We start from the raw sequence: 20,786 nt of genomic DNA, 5'->3' as shown, positions 1-20,786 counted from the left end.
GTTGGCACTATGCTCACCCCGGATCGTTCCCCTGTCGTCGACAGCATCGACGGCCGCATCCTCGTGGCACTGACCGACGACCCGCGGGCCACCGTCGTGGCGATCGCCGAGGCGACCGGCCTGTCGCGCAACACTGTGCAGGCGCGGCTGACGAAACTCGAAGAGCGCGGCGCGCTGCGGTCGTTCGAACGCCGTATCGATCCGGCGGCGCTCGGGTATCCGCTGACCGCGTTCATCCTCACCAATGTCACCCAGAGTCAACTGACGCCGATCGCGGACGCGCTGAGCGAGGTTGCCGAGGTCGTCGAGGTACACGGTCTGAGTGGGGTGAGTGACCTGCTCGTGCACGTGGTGGCCCGAGATGCCGACGATCTGTACCGCGTCGCCGGAAGGATCCTGGATATTCCCGGCGTCACCCGGACCACCACGGCGCTGGTGATGCGCAAGCTCGTCGACTATCGCATCACCGATCTGTTGAATCGGCGGTAGCCTCCCGATCCCTGAGGTCCAGGGGCCGGGTGGGCGACTCTCCGCTGGCGGAAAAGCATTCTGACCAGCGATCATGCAGATTCGCATGATAACATTCATGCATGCCTAAGACGGTGCAGATCCGGGACATCGACGACGCCGTGTATGCGGCGTTGGCGCGTCGGGCCGCGGACGAGGGGATCAGCGTTCCGGAACTGCTCAGACGCGAAGCCACCCGGTTGGCATCCCGCCCGTCGGTCGCGCAGTGGTTGCGACGCACCGGGCGTCGGCAGTCACAGATCTCGACAGCTGAGGCTCTGCAAGCGCTGGACGAGTGGCGAGGGCAATGGCCGGATGCTGATCGTTGACGCGTCGTGTCTCTTCGAGGTGGTTGCCGACACGGCGATGGCGGCTGAGATCGGCGCTCGACTCTCCGACGATCCTGACCACGCGGCGCCAGAGGTCATCGACGTCGAGGTACTCGGAGTGATTCGCGCACAGTATCTTCGCGGGCGTCTGGACCGCACTGCCGCAGCTCTCGCGGTCGACGATCTCCGCGACTGGCCGGGCGAGCGACATTCGCACCGATGGATGCTGAACAGAGTGTGGGACCTTCGTGACTCAGTGCGTGGCTGGGACGCGTTCGTTCTATGTCACGCTCGCGGAGGCAATGGATGCCACGCTGATCACGATGGATGCACGTCTGGCGCGCGCCCATGGGCCGCAGTGCCGGATCGAGGTGATCGGGTCCGGCGGAGGGTGAGAGGCATCGCCGCACAAAACGATCGACCTTCGCCAGGGGCGTGACCGCGAACGTCGGCAGGCGCCGTCAGGTCCGTCTATCTGCCGGTCGCTGGTGCTGTGACTCATCGAGGCGGTCGGTGGTTGCCGCTCGTAGGTAAACATTGGCGTACCGGATGCCCGATTTCAGCAGCGTTTAAGGTGCGACCGCATACGGTGCGCGCGTGGACACAATCAACGGGATACCGACTCATCCCCTGTTCGTGCATTTCGTCGTCGTGGCGGTACCGGTCACCGCGCTGATGGCCATCGTCGCGGTCGTGTGGCCACGTGCCCGTGCTCATCTGGGGATCGCGCCCATGATCCTCGCGCTGCTCACGTTGATCGCGGTCCCGATCACGACGTCGGCCGGTGAGTCACTGGAGAGTTCGATGGGCGCTTCGTCGCCCGCGATCGAGCACCATGCCGAGTTGGGGGACAAGCTGATCCTGGTGGTGGGTCCGCTCTTCGGACTGGTGGCGCTGTGGTGGCTGTTGTTCAGCCCGTGGGTGCTGTCCCGGGTGTCGCTGGGTGAAGGCGCACTGCGGATCTCCCGGATCGTGGTCGGCGCGTTGACCGTGGTCGTCGCCGTGCTGGCGATCGTGATGGTCGTCCTCGTCGGGCACAGCGGCTCGGACGCCGTGTGGGGCAGTTAGTCGGCCGGATGGTCACGGAGCAGCCGCAGGCCGGCCGGTCTTGATGAGGTAGTTCATCGGCCGCCCGAAGACCTTGTGCGCGACCGCCCCTGCCGCCCCCAACCGATACTCCAGGAACGACAGATCCGAGAGCTGTTGAAGGAGTTCACGAACCGGTGGGTCGATCGTCATCGAACCCACCTGCTCGTGCCAGTAGCATTCGAGTTCGCGATAGTCGGCCGGCCACTGCTCGGCCCGGACGTTCAACGTCGTTCCCAGCCATCGGGCATCGTCGACGATGCGGTCTCGTTCGGCCGGGCTCAACGGACCGTACAGCAGCTCGTACTGGTCGATGAAGTACTTCATCACCGATCTGTTGAATCGGCTGACCTGAATCAGACGCGTTGTGCGAGCGCAAGCGGTGTGGCCTGGAATTGCAGGAGGCGCCCGTCCGATCCGTCGATCCTCCAGACGGTGGTGCAACGACTCACCGCATGCCGCCGGAGACTGCCGACGCGCAGGTCGGCAGTCATCCGGAATGTGGCCAGCGCCAGCGGTTCCTGAATGTCGACCATCATCTGGTCGATGTCGATCGATTCGTAGCCGAAGACGCCACCGCCGAGCTTTTCGAGGTACGACCGACCGGTGTCGACCTCTCCGGTCGAGTGGATGTAGACGCAGGAATCCGCGTAGAGCCGGGCCAGCGTCGCAACGTCACCGGACAGCATGGCCGCGACTCGGCTGTACTCCAGTGCGACAACGGTTTCTGCAGCGGACATCGTGGGATCCGTTCTGACGGGGACGGGTGCGGGTGCGGGTGGTTGGCGGGCGATGCCGGCAACATCGCGCGTCCCGCTACAGGCCGAGCAGTTTTTCGGTGTTGCCGTGAGCGATCCGGTGCTTGTCCTCGCCACTCAGGTTCGCCTCGTCGAGAAACGCGACCGCACCCTCGTTGCCGAGGAACGGATAGTCGACGGCATAGAGGATCCGGTCCACCCCCAGTGTCTCGACACAGTACTGAAGCTGCGCCTGGCTGAACATGCCGCTGGGCGTGATGTGGACGTTCTGCTTGACGTAGTCGGCGAATGGCCGGTCGAGTTTGGTGATCTGCTGCGGGAGCATGTCTTCCAGGCGATCGAGGTAGAACGGGATCATCTCTCCCCAATGTCCGAGGATGATCTGGAGATCGGGATAGCGATCGAACACACCTGTGAGCGCCATGTGCAGGAAATGCACGGCGGTCTCGACATGCCAGCCCCAGGCCGACGCCTGGAGCCGGGCGGCCACCAGCGGATCGAGGCCGCGGTAGTTGGATTCGGTTGTCGCGACCGGCGGCAGTGAGGGATGCAGATAGATCGGCACCCGAAGTCGATTGGCCGCGGCCAGGACCGGATCGAATCGTGGCGCCGCCAGGAACTCGTCCTCGGTGCGTCCGTTGATCAGCGTGCCGACGAAGCCGAGTTCGGAGACACAGCGGTCCAATTCGCGGGCGGCGGCCGGCGGGGCGGCTGTGGGCAATGCGGCGAACGCGGTGAATCTGTCCGGGTGGTCGGCGACCGCGGCGGCCGCCGTGTTGTTGGCGTTGCGTACCAGATCGGGTGCCACGTCGGCCGGAGCCTGCTGAGCCCACAGGCACGACAGCACCTGCATCGTGATGCCGTTGGCGTCCATGTCCGCGATGCGTTCCTCGCCCAGATTCAGCAGGGTGTCGAGCGCGGGCGACGAATTGAACCCGCTGTCATGGGAGTAGGCGGCGGCGAAGTCGGGGCCCAGGGCGCGCATGGTCGGGCCGCTCGCCGCGGCGAGGGCGGTGTCCACGAAATGCTCTTCGAGAGTGATGATCTTCATCGAGCGGCTACCTGGTCGTGGCGGACACCGGCGCACCAGACCGTACGGATGGCGCGGGTCGCAGTGACGTCCGAGGTCGGATCGCCCTCGACCAGAACGAGATCAGCTCGCCTGCCCGGTTCGATGTCGCCGCGGTCGGACAGCCCGAACGCGCGCGCGGGACCGATCGTGGCCGACCGCAGGATGTCGACGGGTTCGAGTCCGGCCTGCGCCATGAGTTCGAGCTCGTGATGCAGACTCTCGCCGTGTTCGACCTGTGCGGGCGGGCCGGGTGCGGTGTTGGCGTCGGTCCCGGCGAGGATCTCGACACCGGCGCTGTTCAGTTCGCGCAGGCTGGCGATCAGATGACTGATCGGAGCTCCCGGCGCCACCTTCGCGAGGATGCCTTCCATCATGGTGAGCGTGGGAATCGCGGTCTGCCCGTTGGCCCGCATGGCCGAGGCCGTGTCGGCGTCGATGACCCCGTCGGCGGGTACGTGGGTGATGAACTCGGCGCCCGATTCGACGGCCATGGCAAAAGCGCCTCTGTTCGCGGCGTGGATCACGGTCTTCAGACCGTGCCGGCGGGCTGCGACGACAAGGGCTTGCAGCGTCGGCGTGTCCGGACCGCCTGCCCCGGGGGCCTCGGCCACGCCCTTGATGTAATCGACCCCCTCGCTGACACACGCCGCCACATGCCGCTCGGCGTCGGCCGGCGTATGCACGACCGCGTCATCGGGCATGCCCGGGATGCAGGCGTGCGGTCCACCCGCACCGATGGCGGGCAGTCCGGCCGTACGGAAGTCGGCGGCGCCGCGGACCTGCCGCAAGCCGGCGACCCGCTCCGCCGGCCAGCAGGCCATGTCCAAGACGGTCGTCACTCCCCATGCGGCCAGGGTGTGCAGTTGCTCCGGCGCACCGATATGGACGTGGGCATCGATGAGCCCGGGAAGGAGCACGGCCCCATCGGCGTCGAAGATCTCCGCACCCGCCGGGTCGTCACCGATGGTGGCTCCGTCAATGACGACGGTTCCCGGTTCCAGGAGCCGGTGACCGTCGAAAACCCGCACATTCGCGATCGCCAGCTTGCCACCGTCAGTTGTTCGGGTCGTGGGTGGGTTGGGTGTCACAGATCTACTCCTTTGTGCCGGTGCGGGATCGGGGGAGAGTCAGAGTGATGGCTGGTCACCGATCGATATCCACGATCGCGTCCACCACCTCAGCGATGTCGGCGCCGATGATGTCGGGTTGCGGGCCGATCGGGCTCACGACCATGCCGGGCCGGGCGACGAACGCGGCTCGGGCGCCTGCGGCAAGAGCACCCGCGACATCCCACGAATGGGCTGCAACCAACCGAACCTCGCTGATCGGGACACCGAACCTGTCGGCAACGAGCCGGTACGGCTGCGGCGCCGGTTTCAGTGCACGCACCTCGTCGGCGGAGACGACCGCGTCGAACAGGTCGCCGATGCCCGCGTTGCGCAACTGTGCCACGCCGACCTCCAGAAGCGAATTGACGAGCGCGACCATCGTGACGCCCGTCGCCCGCAGTTTCGCAAGTGCAGCAGGCACTTCGGGATGTGGCGGCAGATTGTTCATGCGATCCACCATGGCGACGACATCGGTGTCGGACACCGGAACCCTGATCCGCTCGGTGAGCATCCGCAGGGCTGCCTCCTGCGCCTGCCGGAAATCGACGTAGCGATCCGTGAGACCGCCGACGAAGGAGAGCTGGAGCATCTGGGCGAACCACTGACCACGCAACGCCGCCGAGCCCATCAGCTCCTCGAACGCGGGATCGAGGGCGCGCAGGTCGAGCAAGGTCTCGTTGACATCGAAGGCGATGACGACAGCCATCCACTCACACCTTTCTCGTGTCGGTCTACCGGACGGTGGCGATCTCGGTGACGGATCGGCTGATCCGCTGATAGGCGCGTCGAATGTCGGGGATCAGAGCACGGGCGACCTCGACGTCGACCGCACCGTCGGCGAGGAGATCGAGGATCTTGCCGCCACGTCGTTCCGCGGGCAGGTCGTCGGAGCGAGCGGTGATCAAGAGGTGGTAGTGCGGATGGTTCTCGCCGAACGCCATCTGATAAACGAGCGGGGCGCCTGTCACCTCGGTCAGGGCCGCCGCCAGATCCCGGGTGCGAACACCGAGGGTCGCGGCCTCCGCGTCGTCGAGTCCGGTGATCAGTTCGGTGTGCCGCCGGGTGCGCAGGACGATCCATCCGGGAACATCCATGCCGGGGCCGACACCGGCCGACCACAGGTCATCGCGAAAGACCGTGTCGTCGACGGTGGCCTCGCCCATCGCGCAGATCTTGCAGTTGTCACCAGTGTTGTCGGACATGCGCGTCCTCAGATCAGCGGGGTGATCTGTTCATCGCGGCCCAGTAGCGCCTTGCCATAGATCTCGTAATTGACCGCGGGCAGGGTCACGGCGTGTCGCGCGGCGACCGCCGAGTCGCGCCAGATCCGTTGCAGAGGGTTGACTTCGGCGAACGAACCGGCACCGTGGGCCGACAACAGGAGGTCGATCGCCCGGGTGACGTGATCGAGCACCCAGCCGGTGTCGGCCCGCACCCGGGTGCGGGCGAGGACGTCGAGGTACTCGCCGCGCTCGGCGGCACGGTCGATGTCGTCGGCGGCGCGATAGGCATGCAGGTGGGCGGTGTCGATCATCATCGCCGCCTCGGCGAGCTGCATCTGGAACGCGACCGAGTCGCTCTGTGCGGTGTAGAAGGTGTATGAGATCGCCTTCTTCGGCGCCTTCTCCCGGACGATCTCGAGGGCCCGACGTCCCATGCCCAGCTGCGGACCGGCCAGGACCAGGGCGAGGATCGGGATGAACGACGAACGGTAGAGCGACTCGTCCGGATGATCGGCGAGGTAGTCGCCCTCGATGGCCCCGGGAACCCGCACGATACGGTGATCCGGGACGAAGGCGTCGGTCGCGATCAGGCAGTTCGATCCCGAGGATCTCATCCCGGCGACGAACCAGGTCTCTTCGAGGTCGAGATCCGTGCGGGGGACCAGCGCAAGTCCCTGATCGACCACATCGCCGTTGTCGTCGGTGATGGGGATACCGAGAACGGCCCAATCGGCGTGCCACGATCCCGAGTTGTAATACCAGCGTCCGGTGACCCGGAAACCTCCTTCGGCCTTCACCACCTCCGCAGTCGGTGACAGCACTCCCGAGACCCGCGCATCTGGATTGTCGGCCCAGACGTCGTCCTGTGCGCGACGCGGGAAAAGCCCTGTCATCCAGGCACATACGTTGCACAGTGTGACAACCCAGGCGGTTCCGCCGTCGGCCTCGGCGACGGTCGACGACACGTCGAGCATGGTGCGCATCGACGTGGCGTAGCCACCGTACCGCGTCGGTTGGGCGATGCGGAATGCGCCGGCGTCGGTCAGCGCGGTGATCGTCTCCTCGACAACACGTCTCGCGCTCTCGCCCTCGGCAGAGTTCTTGGCGATGAGGGGGGCGAGGGCGCGGACTCGGTCGACGACGCCCTCGGCGTGCTCGCGGGTGTCGCCGGGCATGGTGGATTCAATGGTGGTCATGGCGAGGTCCTTGTGGTGTGGTCGACAGGGGGTGGGCCGTTGGTCAGGCGGGGACGAGTACGGACATCGGGTTGGGCAGGTCGGCCTTCAACGCCCATGCCCGGTTCGTCAATTCGTCCACGGATGCACCGTCGCGACGGGCGGCGAGAAGCGCGTCGGGGTCGAATGCGGGTCCCACCGAGTCGGCGGCGTACTCGGGGCCTTTCATGTAGGCGGTGGCGTCGTCGGGTTCGGCGAAGTTGTCGATCTGCATCTCCACGAAGTTGGCGTCGGGGTCCTGGTAGTACATCGACGTGGTGACCCCGTGGGCAATGCAGACCGCAGGTCGTACGCCCTTGTCGCGCAGCAGAACATAGCGTTCGAGGAGGTCGTCGATGTTCTCGAACGTGTACGCGGTGTGATGGGCGCACGCGGTGGTCGGGGACTTCCGGGTCATCTCCATGGGAGGGCTGAGCAGCGCGACCCGGTGGTGCTCGTCGTCGAATGTGATGAAGCACAACGCGTCGTCCTGATAGACGACGTGGCCGTCGAGCACGGTGCAATACCAGTCGCGCATCTCGTTGGGCTGGCCCGTCTGGAATACCACGTGGGCGAACTTCGGCTTGGCGGACATGGGATCACGCTCCGTTCCTGATGGTGGTCATGATGTTGTCGTGGGAGAGTGGGGCTTTCTGGGACAGTCTGATTCGGGTCAGGCGGTCCGGGTCGGGGCGGTCCGTGTCATGGCGTGGGTGCGACGAATCGGTTGTGCATCTCACCGATGCCGGCACCGAAGGTGACCAGTTCGTCGCCCACCGACAGCAGACGCTGGGGGTCACGGATGAAGCCGACGCCGGCCGGTGTGCCGGTGAAGATCACGTCCCCGGGATACAGCGGCAGTACCGAGGAGAGGTATTCGATGACGCGTGCCACCGGGAAGATCATGTTGCCGGTGCGGCCCTTTTGCATCTGCTCGCCATTGATCGTGCAGCCGAGCTCGATGTCGTCACGATCGTCGAACTCGTCCGGAGTGACAAGGCACGGACCCATGGGGGAGAAGCCCGGGTAGGATTTTCCGAGGCCGAATTGCGGTGACGGTGGCTGCCATTGCAGGCCGCGTTCGGACACGTCTTGTCCCATCGTCAGCCCCGCCACATAGGACCACGCGTCTTCCTGCGAGACGTGGAATGCCGTGCGGCCCATCACCACGACGAGTTCGGTCTCGAAATCCACCGATCCGCCGGGGTGGACGATGTCGTCGTGTGGCCCGGCGATCGACGACGGGAACTTGGTGAACACGACCATCGACTCCGTGGGGATCTCCATGTCGGCCTCTTCCGCGTGATCACGGTAGTTGAGGCCGATCGCGAACACCTGGCGCGGACGTGGGGACGGAGCGCCGAGGGTGGTGGTGTCGATGGCGGCGACACCGCCGTCGCCGACAGAGCCGGCCCAGTCGACGAACTCGTCCCAACGCGGATAGATCTGCGCGATGTCGCAGCCGAACAAACCGTCGCTGGCGCGCTCGACGTCGAGGTAGCCGTCCTTGTGCATGAGCCCGAGACGGCCGTTGCTGTTGATGATCTTCATCTGTTCCTCCTGGGATGTGCCGATCACCGGTCGACCGCCGGCAGGTGCGCGGGTGCGGCCGATCGACACAGAATCTCGCGCTGTCCGAGTGTGGCGTGGAACACACGCTAGCAGCAATATGTTATAACAGCAACCACCTTCGAATTACCGGAAGCGCGACGTTTTGCCAGCGAAAGCAGGCCACGAACGGTGCGGTAGGCTATGCGATATAACAGTGCCTCCCGGGCCCCGCACACCAGCAAGGAGTTCGAATTGGCAGCCGACGCCAGCATCCGACCCATCGAGTCGCGGTCGGTGGTCGCCCAGGTCACCGATGAACTCCGCCGCACCATCCTGAACGGCTCACTTGCTCCCGGCCGGGAGTTCTCGCTGCGGGAGATCGCCGGTCTGCTCGACGTCAGCTTCATCCCGGTGCGCGAGGCGCTGCGGAGCCTGGAGAGCGAAGGTCTCGTGATCATCCGGCCTGGTCGCAGTACCCGGGTCGCCCCACTCGATCTTGATGACCTGCATGCCATCTATCGGCTGCGCAGGCTGCTGGAACCCGAACTCGCCCGCCGCTCGTGCCTGCTGCTGACGGTCGAGGAACTCGACCGTCTCGAAGGCCACGCGGCCGAGTTCGGCGACGAGGCGCTCGGGATGGACGCGATTTACGACAGCCATCTTCAGTTTCATCTCGATCTTCTGGAACCTGCTGCTACACAGTGGGATACGCGAATGTTGACCACGCTGTGGCGAGCCGCCGAGCGATACATCCGTATCGGTTTCGGTCTCCTCGACGTCGATCCGCACGAGCATGAGCGGCGAGAGGAGGCGCACGAGGAGTTGATCGCCGCATTCCGCAAGCGTGTGCCCGATCTCGCCGCGCAGGCGGTCTTCGATCATCTGGCGCGCAATGAGCAGACGGCCCGGCGGGCGCTCGACGCCTATCACGGACAGACGGCCTCCGCCGCGAGCCGCTGAGCTCGGGAGTTCGGCGGGGGCCGAATCCACCGACGAATTTGCCTCTTGCTGTTATCACATATCGCTCCTACGCTGTGACCCAGGACATACAACTGAAGGAGTCCCGGTGAACCAACTGGCCATAGACGCCGACGGCGCCACGATCGCGATGACCTTGCTGCGTCCAGACGCGGCCGCCGAAGGCGCTCCCTTGCTCGTCACCTTGCACGGCGGCACCTATACCAGCGCCTATTACGACGTCGCCGGTTCGCCCGCCGGCTCGTTCAACGACGTCGCCGCTCGCAACGGTTTCACCGTCCTGGCGGTCGACCGACCCGGCTACGGCGCCAGCAGCGTACTGGCCGAGGACGCCAACACATTTGCCTATCAGGCGGAACTGCTGGACACCGCAATCGGAAAGGCGGTTGCCGAACTCGGGTTCGGTTCGGTGGTCTTGGTCGCCCATTCGATCGGTGGGATGGTCGCCCTCGAGATCGCGGCACGTCGTCCGACCTGGCCGCTGCTCGGGGTGTCGGCGACCGGCATGGGTGCCCGTATTCCGGCCGGCGGGGCGTCGGAGCAGCTCGGCGCGCTCGGCCTCACGGGCATCGTCGAACTACCTGTCGACCAGCGCGAGGCGGTGATGTTCGGACCGGTCGGAACCTACTCGCCCGACGCGCGGGAGAGTGCTCGGAAGTCCTACGCGCCAACCCCATTCGTGGAGTTGGCAAACGCACCGAGTTGGGCGCGGGACCGGCTGTCCCTGGTCGCGTCTGCGACATCGGTTCCGGTACACAACGTGCTGGCCGAGTACGACGCACTGTGGGACAGCTCCCCGGAAGCCCTGGCCGCCTTCGCGGATGCATTCGCCGGACGTGCGACGGTGGAACGTGCCGAAGGCGTCGGTCACTCGATCGATCATCACCTCCGTTCCACCGAGATCCATCTGCGGCAGTTGGCTTTCGCGTTGTCGTGCCGCGCGCAGGCGGCCATGGCGTGACCATGTCGTCGCGGACGCAGGTCGTCATCGCCGGAGCCGGTCCCACCGGGTTGAGCGCAGCGATCGAACTCGGTTTGCGCGGGATCGACTGCGTGGTGGTGGAGCCGCGCGGTGCGCCCACGCGCCTGCGACCAAGGGCCAAGACGCTCAACATGAGGACGCTGGAGCACATTCGACGTTGGGGTCTCGAGGATGAGCTTCGTGCGCGCGCCCCGTTGCCCACGGCGTGGTCCCAGGATGTCGCTTTCGCGACCACGCTGTTGGGCACCGAGATCACCCGGTTCAGCGGTGTGCTCGGCCTGTCTGATCCCGACGATGTGTCGCCGGTGCTCGGCCAGCAGATGCCGCAGTACGCGATGGAAGAACTGTTCCGTGAGGTCGTGTCCGAGATGCCTGCGTGCACGCTTCTCGTCGGGTCGCGGGTCGTCGCGGTCACCCAGGACGACGCCTCGGTAGCGGTCCGGATACAGGATACGAGCGGAGATCTCCACGACATCGAGGCCGACTACCTACTCGGCGCCGACGGTGCCCGCAGTTCGGTTCGTGCGGCGATCGGGGTCGACTACGTCGGAACCCATGCCCTCTCGCCGAACGTCGGCATCGTCTTCCGCGATCGCGGACTCATGGATCGTCTGACGACTCCGCCCGCGGTGCAGACGTGGCTGATCAACGATCGGGTCCCCGGGCTGCTCGGCCCTGTCGATCGCGACGGGACCTGGTGGTTGATCGCATTCGGAGTGGACGGCACGCACCCGGATCTGAATCCCACCGCACTCGTGCACGGGGCGCTGGGCGAGGCGCGAGAGGTGGAGGTCGTCAGTATCGACCCCTGGACCGCCCGGATGGAGATCGTCGATCGGTGTCGGGTCGGACGGGTGTTCCTCGTCGGCGACGCCGCGCATCTGAACCCACCGTTCGGCGGTCACGGGCTGAACACGGGGATCGGTGATGCCGTCGACATCGGCTGGAAGATCGCGGCGGTGCTCGAGGGCTGGGGCGGACCGGAGCTGCTCACCTCCTATGAAACGGAGCGGCGCGAGCTGCAGCGACAGGTCATCGACGAGGCGGCGCAGAACATGTCGGTGCTCTCGACGGATCTGCTCGGCGCGGACCTCGATGCACCCGGACATCACGGAGATGTAGCGCGTGCCGGGTCGGCGCGGCGGATCGAGGCGACCAAGCGTCGCGAGTACTTCAGTCTCGACCTCGTCCTGGGACATCGTCTGGGATTCTCGCCGGTGCTCGCGCCGGACCCGGACCGTTTCCCCTCGCTCGGCGACCGCGATTGGGCCACGCGGGTGAGCGTCGGTCGGCGGTTGCCACACGCGTGGCTCGCTCCGGGGCGCTCGACACTGGACGAGGTGGGCGTCGAGTACACGCTGGTGGTCCTCGATGACGAACCCGTGGATCGGATCGCGACCGCCGCTGCGACGATGAATCTTCCCCTACGGATCGCACGCATCGATCGGCCCGCACTGGGCCGGAAGATGGGTGCCACCGCGATTGTCGTCCGGCCAGATCAGATCGTCGCCTGGCACGGGTTCGGCGTACCCGACGAACCAGAACCCCTCCTCGCGGTCCTGGCGGGGAGACAGCGCGTCGGCTCGGTACCGGCGACCGGGGACCCGTAGGTAAACATTGGCGTACCGGATGCCCGATTTCAGCAACGTTTAAGGTGCGACCGCCTACGGTGCGCGCGTGGACACAATCAACGGGATACCGGCTCATCCCCTCTTCGTGCATTTCGTCGTCGTGGCGGTCCCGGTCACCGCGCTGATGGCCATCGTCGCGGTCGTGTGGCCGCGTGCCCGTGCTCATCTGGGGATCGCGCCCATGATCCTCGCGCTGCTCACGTTGATCGCGGTCCCGATCACGACGTCGGCCGGTGAGTCACTGGAGAGTTCGATGGGCGCTTCGTCGCCCGCGATCGAGCACCATGCCGAGTTGGGGGACAAGCTGATCCTGCTGGTGGGTCCGCTCTTCGGACTGGTGGCGCTGTGGTGGCTGTTGTTCAGCCCGTGGGTGCTGTCCCGGGTGTCGCTGGGTGAAGGCGCACTGCGGATCTCCCGGATCGTGGTCGGCGCGTTGACCGTGGTCGTCGCCGTGCTGGCGATCGTGATGGTCGTCCTCGTCGGGCACAGCGGCTCGGACGCCGTGTGGGGCAGGTAGTCGGCCGGATGGTCACGGAGCAGCCGCAGGCCGGCCGGTCAGAACACCCGCAGACCCAACCGGCGACGGAGCCGCATATCGAGCAGGTAGGTCAACAGCAACCCGCGCATCGCCCGGCCGACTGCGGGATCGACCACCCGGGCCAGCCGCAACGTGCGCTCGTAGCGTGAGTCGTCGGCGGCACTCCACCGCCAGTGCATCATCGTGCGGAACTCCGGTGGCAGGCCGGCCTTGATGAGGTAGTTCATCGGCCGCCCGAAGACCTTGTGCGCGACCGCCCCTGCCGCCCCCAACCGATACTCCAGGAACGACAGATCCGAGAGCTGTTGAAGGAGTTCACGAACCGGTGGGTCGATCGTCATCGAACCCACCTGCTCGTGCCAGTAGCATTCGAGATCGCGATAGCCGGCCGGCCACTGATCGGCCCGGACGTTCAACGTCGTTCCCAGCCATCGGGCATCGTCGACGATGCGGTCACGTTCGGCCGGGCTCAACGGACCGTACAGCAGCTCGTACTGGTCGATGAAGTACTTCATCAGGCATACGGCCACCCACAGTTGGAGACGGGAGTCGTTGGCGCTGTAGGAGACCGGACTCTGCCGTGTGGAGTACACGAGATCGTGGATGCGCTTGAGCTCGTCGTGCACGAAGGCGCGGTCGTCGGCGTCGCCGAGCAACGCTACCGCGAGGAAGGTGCCGGTGGTGCGGCTGCGCTTGATCGGATGCTTCACGGCGCTTCCGGAATCGACCCGGCTCTCCACCACACCGTGGCCGACCTTGGGGTTGGCGAGCTGCATGATCACGTTCGCACCGGCGATCGTGGGCCCGAGCCCGGTCACGAGATCGCCGGTGCGGCGGATGCGTCGACGATGCCGCGCGCGGCGGACGTCGGCGACATGGGGGTGCTGGTAGGGACTCTGCGCACCGGAGATCCTCACGTCATCGCGTTCGCCGATCGTCATCGCAACACTCCTCCACGCTGAGGCGTCTGACGTCAGGCTACCGTGCCAACCCACAGCGCAGCGCCGAAATCGTGGGCGGCGCGAATCGTCTCCGAAAACCGCCCTGCAGCGACGTTCCGGCGGCGAATCGCCGTCGAGCACTCGCTGCTGGGTGGTTTCCAGGCTGCGGGGCCGGTTCAGTACCCGCTCGACCGCATCGGGGCGGGATCGTAGAGGCCGGAGCGACGGGCGGTGCCGAGGTCGAGTTGTGCCGGCGGTGCCGGATTGATCTCGGTGAAGCGTTGCAGCCCACCCCAGTCGCGACCCCAGTTGTTACGCAGGTAGGTCGGCAACAGGGTCGGCTTGAGCATCGCCTCGGTGATGCCCAACGGCCCACCGGCCTTGCCCGACATCCACGTCTGACTGTTCTTCCGCGTGGCCTCGGCGTCGGGCATGATGCGCCACTTCGGCACCTGCAGCACACCGTTGACGACCTTCATGGGCTGCTGGCACGGGAACACCATGCCGGGCAGCCAGTCGATGAAGACCGGATCGGTGGTGCCGACGACGTCATTGAGCGTGCGGAGTTCGCTGACCCGCGGCGGGGTGATGGCCACCCACTCCGACGGAGCGCCCGCGGTGTCGCGGACCTGCACGCGCACCACATCGGCCTTCGGCGGGGCGTCGGCCAGCGGGTAGCGCAGGTTGCGCCAGATCGGCACCTCACCGATGTCGATCGGCGACATCATGCCGACCGGCGTGACGCGACCGTCGGGCCCGGTGCGGCCGAACTGCACGGTGACCTGTTGCCCGGAGTGCTCCACGCCGAGTCCGTCGACCGCCTGCACCGAGCCGGCGACGGCGATCGTCAGCAACGGTGCGTCGGCGTTGCGTGCCGGCAGCTGATACCAGTCGGTGGTGAGCGATCCGGTCCCGGTCGGGGAGCCATAGCTGCCGAGCACGGGGGTGTCCGCGGGATTCAGCCCGAACGGCAGGCCCACGGTGGAGCCGTTGACGCCACGCGCGCCCTGTCCGCCCTCGGTGCCGCCCTGTGCCGATTCGCTGGTCTCGGTGGACGCGTCCGCACCGGCACCGGACTGCGCGGTGTTCTGCGCGGAGGTGGTGGCGGTGTCCTGTTCTTCGGTGGAATCGATGGACAGTCGGTTCGGCACCCCGTTGGGGGTGAAGCCGACGGGATCGGTCGAACCGGCCAGCGCGGCGGAAATGGTCGGTGCGGGTTTGCCGTTCACCGCGGCCGGTGTCAGCAGCCCGGTGTTCGGGTCCGCCTCCACCAGCACGTCGTCGGCCAGAGCGCATTCGTTGCCGGTCAGGGCGCGCGCATTCGACTTGAGCCACGACCAACTGTCGCGTTGCTCGTAGGCGCCCTTGGCGAACGAGGCCACCATGAAGATCACCACGAGCGCGGAGATGACCGGCAGCGGCGAGAACTTCAGCCTCGACAACGGTCCGGAACCGCCGGTCGTGCGGGTCTGTTCGTCGACGTAGTCGTCGCGGAAATGGAACCACAGACCCACGAGTGCGGTGATCACCGCGACCGCGAGGATGACCCAGCCCACCTTGATCCCGGCGATCGACGGTGGGCGGTCCCACCACGGGATGCCGAAACTGCCGACGAACCACCATCCGTTGGTGCCGGTGAACGAGATCGCGGTGATCGCGAGAACCGCTGCGGCGAAGAAGGTCCGGTTGCGCCGCGAGCGCAGGATCGCCGGGGCCATCATGGCTCCGGCCGCCGCGGCGAGACCGCCCGCGATACCCGCGTACACGCCGAAATGGTGCGTCCACTTGGTCGGGGTGAACGCGATGAAGAACATCGTGCCGAGGGTCACCGCGATCAGCCGCCAGATCGGCGCCCGCGCAACACCGTTGGGGTGCTCGCGACGCAGCAGGCGAAGCAGCACCACCACCAGGCACAGAATCATGATCAGCACGCCGTACCGGCGCGCCAGCGTGCCGTCGGCGGTCGGCAGCATCAGGTAGTAGTAGCGCACCGGCTCCTGCCACCACTCCAGGGTGGGACCGACGTCGCTGGCCACCTTGTTTCCGGTGATCAGCGCCATGAGCGGCTGGTCGAGGAAGATCTGGTAGAGCACAGCGGTTCCGGCGGCCAGTACCGGCGCGAGCATGGGCAACAGCCCGTCCCGCTTGCGGCGTGACACCAGGGTCTTGACCACCGGACGCACTCCGGCCAGGAGCGCGGCCACGGCCATCAGACCGCCCGGGGCGAGCGCGAGGGTGAACGCCGCAGCCACGACTGCGATCGCGTACGGCAGCATCCGTCGGGTGGCGATGGCGCGCTCCACGCAACACCACGTGAGCAGGGCGCCCACCGCTTCGGCGGGCTCGGGGCGAAGTCCGTTGTTGTAGGGCAACCAGATCGCGAGGAAGACGAACGCCGCCGACCATACGGCGGGGGTGCTGTGGCGGACGGCGCGGCCGAGGCGGGGGATCACCTCACGGCTGATCAGCCACCAGCCGAGCAGGCCGAGCAGGAAGGCGGGCAGACGCATCCAGGGCGCGGCGAGGCTCACGTGGGTCATCGCGGCGATGACCTGGAAGTGCCAGCCGAACGGGTCCTGCGGCACGCCGAAGTAGCGGAAATAGTTGTCCGCGTAGCCCGCGTCGCCGGTGATCCGGCCGACGGTGAAGTTGTATCCGTCGTCGGAGGTGTTGGCCCCGCCGATCCACCAGAACGCGAGGATCAGGAAGACCGCGACGTCGGGTCCGCGGATGGTCCACCATCCGGTCGGCAGAAAACGCTTGTGCCGTCGGCCGTCCCGATGATCGAGCACACCGAGGGCGACGAGCGAGAGGATCGTCATGATGATGCCGATGATGATCACGGCCAGTTTCAGCGGCGTCGGTGAGCTGACATACCTGGTGTCGATCGTGGCGTGCAGGGAGAGTCCGTCGCGCGGCGCGGACTCCGGCAGGTCGGTGTAGATGCCGACGATCTGCGGCCGCATCTCCTGATCCGGTGCCCGGAAGGAGTGCAGGCCATCGCCCGGCTGGTCGACGAAGCGGGCGGTCACGCCCTCGCCGTCCGCGTGGAACACGATGCGGCAGTCCGGATTCGACTGGGCCGGGCCGCGCGGCGAGTTCAGGATCACCACGTCGCGGTCGGAAACCGTCAGGGCGTCACCGGTCGCCCGGATCATGAGCGCGCGGGCCGCCGCGTCCTGGCCGCCCTCCGGGATCGTCGACAGCAGCATGCCGCCGTCGGCGGGCAGCTCGCGCGCCAGCGAACACGGCACCGACACGTCCATGTTGATCGGCACATAGGACACCAAGGGTGCGGCGACATCGGAGACGCCATCGCCCTGCGGCCAGTTCAGCTCGGCGGTCGACTGATTCACCGGCAACAGCGGCGTGAGGATCGCCATCAGAAAACCGAGCAGACCCGCGACGACCGCGACGATCTTCGCCGCTCGGTAACTCCGGTGCGGTGGCGGACTCTCCACGGGCGCAGCGCCGTCCGGCACGTCGGTCGGTGTGTCAGTCGTCATTGGATTGTGGCTCCACCCTGATCGAGCCGGTGCGTGACCAGCCCCATTGTGTCGTCTGCGCTGTCTTCACCCGCACCGCGGCCGCATCCGGCTCCAGAGGTGTCAACCGTTCCAGCGCACCCCATTCCCGCGTCCAGTCGTCCTTGAGATAGGTCGGCACCGCCTGCGCCGACGTCGTCGATTCGGAGATGGACAGCAGGCCGCCGTCCGCGCCGGCCTGCCACGTCTTCGACTGCGAGTTGGTCAGCGGGTAGTCGGGCATGATGCGCCACTGCGGCACCTCCGCGACACCGTTGGTGATGTGCAGGGGCCGCTGACACGGGAAGTGCGCCGCGACGATGAAGTCGATCACCGTCGGCGACTGCGATCCGACGACCTCCTGCAGGGTCTGCAGTCGAGGCGCCCGCGGCGGGGTGATGCCGATGAACTGATCCTTGCCGAGATTGTTGTCCTGCAACGACAGCCGCATGACCGTCGCCCTCGGCGGGGCAGAACTCATCGGGACGCGCAGATTCCGCCACGGGCGATTGGTGATGACCGGTCCGGGATCGATCGGCAGCACATCCGGTCCGAGCTGGCTGAACGAACCGTCCGCGGCGGGCCGACCGAACTGCACCACGAGTTTCTGCCCGAAGTTGCGGACGCCGAACGTGTCGATCGTCGAGATGGCGCCGGCCGCGCTGAACACCAGCAACGGGGATCCGGCACGGACCGCGGGCAGCCGGTACCAGCCGGTGGTCAGGCGCGCCTCACCCGGATATCCGTAGCTGCCGAGCACCGGGGTGGTCGAGGGATCGAGCCCATAGGGCAGGGCGGCGGTGGAGCCGTTGACGGTGCGCGGCCCCTGGCCCCCCGTGGTGCCCGCGCCGAGGCCACCGGTGATGGCGAACGGCTTGGAGAAGCTCGCCGACACGTTCATCTGTCCGGGCCGCTGATTGCCGGGATCGGGCGACAGGTCGTCGGGGATGCCGTTCGGGGTGAACCCGACCGGATCGGTGCCGCTGCCGGCGCCGTCGAGGGCCGCCGACACCGACTCCCCGCTCGCCGGGGCCAACATGCCCTCATTCGGGTCCGGTTCCACCAGTACCCGATCGGCCATGCCGCAGCTGTTGCCACGCAGCGTGTTGACGTTCTCGGCGAACACCGTCGTCGCCGGGTACCGGGTCACCGCGGCCTTGGCGAACACGAGCAGTTCGGCCACCACCATCAGACCCGCGACGACGGCGATCGGTGACGACGCCAGGAACAGCCGGCGACGGTCGGCCCGGCTCTCGCCCGGTTCGCCGGTCACATGGGAGAGTCCCTTGTTCTCGACGTAGTCCAGTCGGAGGTGCTGCCAGACGGCGATGGCGGCCGTGATCACCGCGAGGATGAGGAACAACGTCGACACCGGGTGCCCGGCGAGCACCGGTGCGCGGTCGAACCAGGAGATGCCGTACTCGTAGCCGAACGGCCAGGCGTTGTACCCGGCCATGGCCGCCGCGAGAGCGAAGAACAGCCCGGAGATGAACACGGTGAGGTTGCGTGCGGACAACGCCGCCGACTGTGCCACCGCCAGCGTGGCCGTGGCGGCGACGGCTGCGGCCAGTCCGGCGAAGATGCCGAACTGGATCGTCCACTTGGTGGGCGTGAAGGCCAGCAACAGCATGGTCACACCGATCGACCCGATCAGCCGCCAGGTCGGCCCGGGATCGACGCCACGCAACCGGGTCCGCCGCAGCATCACCGCGACCGTCACGATCAAACCGGCGAGCAGCAGCAACACCGGGACGCGGCGGGTGAGCGCACCGTCGTCGGTGGTCACCGAGATGAAGTAGTAGCGCAGGTACTCCTGATGCCAGCTGATCACCGGGCCGACCTGATAGCGGATCTTCATCGCCTCGAGCACGGTGGCCAGCGTCTGGTCGCGGAACACGACGACGAGCACGAGCAGGCCGGCCGCGGTCATCGGCGCCAGCAGCGCCAGGATGCCCGACTCGCGTCGACGAGCCAGCAGGATGCGCAGCAACGGTCGCGCCGACACCAGCAGGATGGCGACGGCGATGACGCCCTGCGGGGCCAATGCGAGCGTGAAGCCTGCTGCGATGGCGGCCAGCGCCGCGGGCAGCAGACGCCGGGTCGCGATGGCCCGCTCGGCCGCCCACCAGGTGAGCATCGAGCCCAGGACGATCATCGTCTCACTGCGCAGGCCGCTGTTGAACGGGAGCCAGAACGCGAGGAACACCAGCGCCGCGGCCCACATGGCCCAGGCATTGCGGCGGACACCGGCGCCCAGTCGTGGCAGCAGCACCCGGCTCAACACGAACCACGACGCCAGCCCGGCCACCAGCGGCGGGATGTGCATCCAGAGCAGAGACGGGGAGATCGACGACCAGTGGGCCAGGAAGCTGTAGTACCAGTCGAACGGCGCCTCGGGGATGCCGTACCAGCGGTAGTAGTCGGCGAGATAGCCCGACGAGTCGGCGGTGCGGCCCATGTTCAGGATGTAGCCGTCGTCGGCGGTGCCAGCGCCGAGCAGTGTCCAGATCAGCAGGACCCCGGTGACCGCGATGTCGGTGGGACGGGGAATCAGGATGCGCCGGCCGGACCCGGTCCGCGGCCCGATCCGCCGGTGATAGTCGTGCAGGCGGTCCAACAGCCAGAGCGCGACGAGAGCGACGAGCACGGCGATCACCGCGAGCAGCATCACGATGAGTTTCAGGACCGTCGGCGAGCTGACGTAGCGGTTGTCGATCTGGACATGCATCCGTAAGCCCTGGCTCGCCGCCGCGGTGACCTGCGCAGCGGTGAGCTCCGAGAAGATGCCGTCGACCTGCGGCCGCTTGTCCGGCGGCAGGACGGTGCGCTGCCCCAGCCCGACGAACTGTGCGCCCGGACCCGAGGGTGCCGAGAAGATGTGCAGCTCGCGGCACCCCGACAGCTGATCACGGGAGGCGCTGGCCGCCACCGAGTTGCGGAACGAGACCGACACCGTGTCACGGGTGGCGGTGACATACAGCGCCGACGACCTGCTCTTGGGCGCATCGGTCGGCATGGTCGTGAGGATCTGGGCGCCGTCGGCGGGCAGCGCGCCCAGCACGCTGCAGGGAATGTGGGCGTCGAGCGATTCCGGTGTCTGGGCGATCAGCGGCGCGACGACCGACGACGAATCGCCGGACAGCGTCTGTCCCTGCGGCCAGTCGAAGGACGCATCGGTCGAGTCGACCGGCAGGAAAGGGGTGATCACGCACAGGACGGCCCCCACGATCCCGGCGACCACGGCGATCGTCCGGGCGGTGCCTTCGGACACCCTTGCGGTCGGCTTCGCTGCGTCAGGCGCAGCTGGCGGGGCTGTCACAGGCACGATGTCTGATGCTAAGCG

General features: G+C 66.9%; 20 protein-coding genes. 8 read left to right on the top strand and 12 right to left on the bottom strand.

Annotation, left to right across the window (positions count from 1 at the left end; all coding sequences use genetic code 11):
• Nucleotides 1-9 precede the first annotated feature (9 nt).
• From AC4AMJ_RS23985 to AC4AMJ_RS23970, 4 genes are all read left to right on the top strand, one after another.
• Entirely contained in the window at nucleotides 10-489 is a 480-nt protein-coding gene (locus tag AC4AMJ_RS23985) for an Lrp/AsnC family transcriptional regulator (protein WP_489898675.1), read from the top strand.
• A gap of 101 nt (nucleotides 490-590) precedes the next feature.
• Nucleotides 591-836 carry a FitA-like ribbon-helix-helix domain-containing protein gene (locus tag AC4AMJ_RS23980; protein WP_489898676.1) on the top strand — a complete coding sequence of 82 codons (246 nt, stop codon included), beginning with the start codon at nucleotides 591-593 and terminating at the stop codon, nucleotides 834-836.
• A 260-nt stretch (nucleotides 837-1,096) separates the two neighbouring features.
• Nucleotides 1,097-1,231, top strand: coding sequence for a hypothetical protein (locus AC4AMJ_RS23975; RefSeq protein WP_489915172.1), 135 nt, complete (start codon nucleotides 1,097-1,099; stop codon nucleotides 1,229-1,231).
• A 202-nt stretch (nucleotides 1,232-1,433) separates the two neighbouring features.
• Nucleotides 1,434-1,904, top strand: coding sequence for a DUF2231 domain-containing protein (locus AC4AMJ_RS23970; protein WP_489915170.1), 471 nt, complete (start codon nucleotides 1,434-1,436; stop codon nucleotides 1,902-1,904).
• 12 nt (nucleotides 1,905-1,916) lie between these two features.
• Here AC4AMJ_RS23970 and AC4AMJ_RS23965 read toward each other — a convergent pair whose 3' ends face one another.
• From AC4AMJ_RS23965 to AC4AMJ_RS23925, 9 genes are all read right to left on the bottom strand, one after another.
• Entirely contained in the window at nucleotides 1,917-2,249 is a 333-nt protein-coding gene (locus AC4AMJ_RS23965) for an oxygenase MpaB family protein (RefSeq protein ID WP_489915168.1), read from the bottom strand.
• Nucleotides 2,250-2,278: 29 nt separating this feature from the next.
• The gene (locus AC4AMJ_RS23960) at nucleotides 2,279-2,662 is read right to left on the bottom strand and encodes a nuclear transport factor 2 family protein (RefSeq protein WP_489915166.1); all 384 of its coding nucleotides are present in this window, start codon (nucleotides 2,660-2,662) and stop codon (nucleotides 2,279-2,281) included.
• Nucleotides 2,663-2,738: 76 nt separating this feature from the next.
• Complete coding sequence (locus tag AC4AMJ_RS23955; protein ID WP_489915164.1) at nucleotides 2,739-3,731, bottom strand: amidohydrolase family protein; 993 nt, start codon at nucleotides 3,729-3,731, stop codon at nucleotides 2,739-2,741.
• Complete coding sequence (locus AC4AMJ_RS23950; RefSeq protein WP_489915162.1) at nucleotides 3,728-4,840, bottom strand: amidohydrolase family protein; 1,113 nt, start codon at nucleotides 4,838-4,840, stop codon at nucleotides 3,728-3,730. Before AC4AMJ_RS23950 ends, AC4AMJ_RS23955 begins: the two co-directional genes overlap by 4 nt.
• Before the next feature lie 55 nt (nucleotides 4,841-4,895).
• Nucleotides 4,896-5,567: a haloacid dehalogenase type II gene (locus AC4AMJ_RS23945; RefSeq protein ID WP_489915160.1), complete on the bottom strand. Its 672-nt coding sequence runs from the start codon at nucleotides 5,565-5,567 to the stop codon at nucleotides 4,896-4,898.
• A gap of 25 nt (nucleotides 5,568-5,592) precedes the next feature.
• Complete coding sequence (locus tag AC4AMJ_RS23940) at nucleotides 5,593-6,063, bottom strand: hypothetical protein (RefSeq protein WP_489915158.1); 471 nt, start codon at nucleotides 6,061-6,063, stop codon at nucleotides 5,593-5,595.
• An 8-nt stretch (nucleotides 6,064-6,071) separates the two neighbouring features.
• Entirely contained in the window at nucleotides 6,072-7,280 is a 1,209-nt protein-coding gene (locus AC4AMJ_RS23935) for an acyl-CoA dehydrogenase family protein (protein WP_489915156.1), read from the bottom strand.
• A gap of 43 nt (nucleotides 7,281-7,323) precedes the next feature.
• Nucleotides 7,324-7,893 carry a VOC family protein gene (locus tag AC4AMJ_RS23930; RefSeq protein WP_489915154.1) on the bottom strand — a complete coding sequence of 190 codons (570 nt, stop codon included), beginning with the start codon at nucleotides 7,891-7,893 and terminating at the stop codon, nucleotides 7,324-7,326.
• A gap of 107 nt (nucleotides 7,894-8,000) precedes the next feature.
• A complete protein-coding gene (locus tag AC4AMJ_RS23925; RefSeq protein WP_489915152.1) occupies nucleotides 8,001-8,849 on the bottom strand; it encodes a fumarylacetoacetate hydrolase family protein in 849 nt (282 codons plus the stop codon).
• Nucleotides 8,850-9,050: 201 nt separating this feature from the next.
• Here AC4AMJ_RS23925 and AC4AMJ_RS23920 point away from each other — a divergent pair, with 201 nt between their 5' ends.
• The 4 genes from AC4AMJ_RS23920 to AC4AMJ_RS23905 all read left to right on the top strand — a co-directional run bounded on the left by AC4AMJ_RS23920 (nucleotide 9,051) and on the right by AC4AMJ_RS23905 (nucleotide 12,957).
• Nucleotides 9,051-9,809: a GntR family transcriptional regulator gene (locus tag AC4AMJ_RS23920; RefSeq protein WP_489915150.1), complete on the top strand. Its 759-nt coding sequence runs from the start codon at nucleotides 9,051-9,053 to the stop codon at nucleotides 9,807-9,809.
• Between the two features lie 106 nt (nucleotides 9,810-9,915).
• Nucleotides 9,916-10,788 (top strand): alpha/beta hydrolase, encoded by an 873-nt coding sequence (locus AC4AMJ_RS23915; RefSeq protein ID WP_489915148.1) that lies wholly within the window; start codon nucleotides 9,916-9,918, stop codon nucleotides 10,786-10,788.
• Between the two features lie 2 nt (nucleotides 10,789-10,790).
• Complete coding sequence (locus AC4AMJ_RS23910) at nucleotides 10,791-12,419, top strand: FAD-dependent monooxygenase (protein ID WP_489918502.1); 1,629 nt, start codon at nucleotides 10,791-10,793, stop codon at nucleotides 12,417-12,419.
• A gap of 67 nt (nucleotides 12,420-12,486) precedes the next feature.
• Nucleotides 12,487-12,957 carry a DUF2231 domain-containing protein gene (locus AC4AMJ_RS23905; RefSeq protein WP_489915147.1) on the top strand — a complete coding sequence of 157 codons (471 nt, stop codon included), beginning with the start codon at nucleotides 12,487-12,489 and terminating at the stop codon, nucleotides 12,955-12,957.
• Between the two features lie 38 nt (nucleotides 12,958-12,995).
• On the opposite strand, the gene AC4AMJ_RS23900 is transcribed toward AC4AMJ_RS23905, so the two are convergent.
• The 3 genes from AC4AMJ_RS23900 to AC4AMJ_RS23890 form a co-directional block, all read right to left on the bottom strand.
• On the bottom strand, nucleotides 12,996-13,919 hold the full coding sequence (locus tag AC4AMJ_RS23900; protein WP_489915146.1) for an oxygenase MpaB family protein: 924 nt from the start codon (nucleotides 13,917-13,919) through the stop codon (nucleotides 12,996-12,998).
• 176 nt (nucleotides 13,920-14,095) lie between these two features.
• A complete protein-coding gene (locus AC4AMJ_RS23895) occupies nucleotides 14,096-17,302 on the bottom strand; it encodes an arabinosyltransferase domain-containing protein (RefSeq protein WP_489918501.1) in 3,207 nt (1,068 codons plus the stop codon).
• 112 nt (nucleotides 17,303-17,414) lie between these two features.
• Nucleotides 17,415-20,768 (bottom strand): arabinosyltransferase domain-containing protein, encoded by a 3,354-nt coding sequence (locus AC4AMJ_RS23890; protein WP_489915145.1) that lies wholly within the window; start codon nucleotides 20,766-20,768, stop codon nucleotides 17,415-17,417.
• Nucleotides 20,769-20,786 lie beyond the last annotated feature (18 nt).

Source organism: Gordonia sp. LMA484 (assembly GCF_058129505.1).
Note: the sequence above shows the minus strand (reverse complement) of the source record. Positions and strands in the feature narration are given on the sequence as shown.

Coding starts and splice junctions, on each gene's coding strand:
- AC4AMJ_RS23985 (WP_489898675.1), top strand. CDS start 10: ATGCTCACCCCGGATCGTTCCCCTGTCGTCGACAGCATCGACGGCCGC.
- AC4AMJ_RS23980 (WP_489898676.1), top strand. CDS start 591: ATGCCTAAGACGGTGCAGATCCGGGACATCGACGACGCCGTGTATGCG.
- AC4AMJ_RS23965 (WP_489915168.1), bottom strand. CDS start 2,249: ATGAAGTACTTCATCGACCAGTACGAGCTGCTGTACGGTCCGTTGAGC.
- AC4AMJ_RS23960 (WP_489915166.1), bottom strand. CDS start 2,662: ATGTCCGCTGCAGAAACCGTTGTCGCACTGGAGTACAGCCGAGTCGCG.
- AC4AMJ_RS23955 (WP_489915164.1), bottom strand. CDS start 3,731: ATGAAGATCATCACTCTCGAAGAGCATTTCGTGGACACCGCCCTCGCC.
- AC4AMJ_RS23945 (WP_489915160.1), bottom strand. CDS start 5,567: ATGGCTGTCGTCATCGCCTTCGATGTCAACGAGACCTTGCTCGACCTG.
- AC4AMJ_RS23940 (WP_489915158.1), bottom strand. CDS start 6,063: ATGTCCGACAACACTGGTGACAACTGCAAGATCTGCGCGATGGGCGAG.
- AC4AMJ_RS23935 (WP_489915156.1), bottom strand. CDS start 7,280: ATGACCACCATTGAATCCACCATGCCCGGCGACACCCGCGAGCACGCC.
- AC4AMJ_RS23930 (WP_489915154.1), bottom strand. CDS start 7,893: ATGTCCGCCAAGCCGAAGTTCGCCCACGTGGTATTCCAGACGGGCCAG.
- AC4AMJ_RS23925 (WP_489915152.1), bottom strand. CDS start 8,849: ATGAAGATCATCAACAGCAACGGCCGTCTCGGGCTCATGCACAAGGAC.
- AC4AMJ_RS23920 (WP_489915150.1), top strand. CDS start 9,051: ATGCGATATAACAGTGCCTCCCGGGCCCCGCACACCAGCAAGGAGTTC.
- AC4AMJ_RS23910 (WP_489918502.1), top strand. CDS start 10,791: ATGTCGTCGCGGACGCAGGTCGTCATCGCCGGAGCCGGTCCCACCGGG.
- AC4AMJ_RS23900 (WP_489915146.1), bottom strand. CDS start 13,919: ATGACGATCGGCGAACGCGATGACGTGAGGATCTCCGGTGCGCAGAGT.
- AC4AMJ_RS23895 (WP_489918501.1), bottom strand. CDS start 17,302: ATGGCGATCCTCACGCCGCTGTTGCCGGTGAATCAGTCGACCGCCGAG.